Annotated in this window: 3 protein-coding genes; 2 read left to right on the top strand and 1 reads right to left on the bottom strand. The window is 60.9% G+C overall.

Going from position 1 to position 1,081, the window contains the following annotated elements; all coding sequences use genetic code 11:
- Nucleotides 1-198 (top strand): DUF1127 domain-containing protein (locus FJ980_RS33750; RefSeq protein WP_348640681.1); only part of this gene is annotated, 198 nt, incomplete at its 5' end.
- A 73-nt stretch (nucleotides 199-271) separates the two neighbouring features.
- On the top strand, nucleotides 272-565 hold the full coding sequence (locus tag FJ980_RS33755; protein ID WP_140547678.1) for a muconolactone Delta-isomerase family protein: 294 nt from the start codon (nucleotides 272-274) through the stop codon (nucleotides 563-565).
- Nucleotides 566-630: 65 nt separating this feature from the next.
- On the opposite strand, the gene FJ980_RS33760 is transcribed toward FJ980_RS33755, so the two are convergent.
- The coding region (locus tag FJ980_RS33760) for a hypothetical protein (RefSeq protein ID WP_140547679.1) at nucleotides 631-1,081 on the bottom strand (451 nt) is incomplete at its 5' end.

A 1,081-nucleotide genomic window follows, 5' to 3' on the forward strand; every position in this document is an offset into this window, starting at 1 on the left:
GCTCTACAGATTCTGATGGCGCGCGTCGCGGCGGTCTTGGTCTGGGTCGAAGCCGGTATGGAAAGGCGCCGGAGCCGCCGCATGCTGATGGAACTCACGGACTCGCAATTGCAAGACATCGGTCTTTCTCGCGCCGACGTTGCCGGCCGAGACTGGAAAACCGATCCTTTCCGCCCTGTTCCAGCCGATGGTCGCTAAATAACCATGACAGGCATCAAGCACCCACCGGGACAAACCGGAAAGCCTTACCTTCATCAACAGGAGAAAGAACATGCAGTTCATGGTCTTGACACGTCGGCGGACGGAAAGCTTCAACGACGCGGACTACACGCCCGAGAGACTGGAAGCCGAAGCCGAAGGCGTTCGCCGACTTTTCATGGCGAGCACCGTGCGACAAATCTGGAACCGCGGCGACATGGGCGGCGCTTGTCTTCTCATGGAGGCCGAAACGGAGGAAGAGGTTCGCTCGGTGCTCAATGCCCTTCCACTGTTCAAAAGCGGCATGCAGGAAACGGCCTCCATTGTTCCGCTACGGCCATATAGAGGCTTTGGGCCGCGGCAATAGAAGATGTCACAAGGCATGCATGGTATATGGGACCTCGGCCAAGCGATCCCTGGCTCCGCAGAGCTTCATTCCCCGCGCGTGCCTGGGAAAAGAACCGTCAGTCTTTGCTCGGCCGCCGTCCAAGCCCGCAGGTGGTAGCTGCGCAGCACGAACACGCTTGCAGCGAAGGCGAGCATCCCGGCTGCCACACCGAGAGCCATTCCGGCGCCGGCTGCCGCTGTGGCGGCTATGCCCGTAAAGACACCTGCGATGGCGCTGCTGATCACGCTCACCATTCCGGCCGTGGTCATGAAATACTGCAACGGCGATGGGCTGAGCCCCTTGTCCACGAGCACCGCCGAGCGATCGTCATGCGTGGGATGAACGAGGTAGCTTTGCATGGCGGGCGCGACTTCGACGTAGTAGTGCCGGATCCGCGCCATTCCACGGGCGTGCACCATGTCCTCAATGGCGACCTGCACGGCGCGGACGAAGGTGACCAGGCCGATGAAGAAAACGCAGGGCAGCAAGATCAGG

This window comes from Mesorhizobium sp. B1-1-5 (assembly GCF_006443065.1).
In the GTDB taxonomy this organism is placed as follows: domain Bacteria; phylum Pseudomonadota; class Alphaproteobacteria; order Rhizobiales; family Rhizobiaceae; genus Mesorhizobium.

Bases quoted from the DNA above. Each gene is read 5' to 3' on its own strand.
- FJ980_RS33755 (WP_140547678.1), top strand. From the start codon at position 272: ATGCAGTTCATGGTCTTGACACGTCGGCGGACGGAAAGCTTCAACGAC.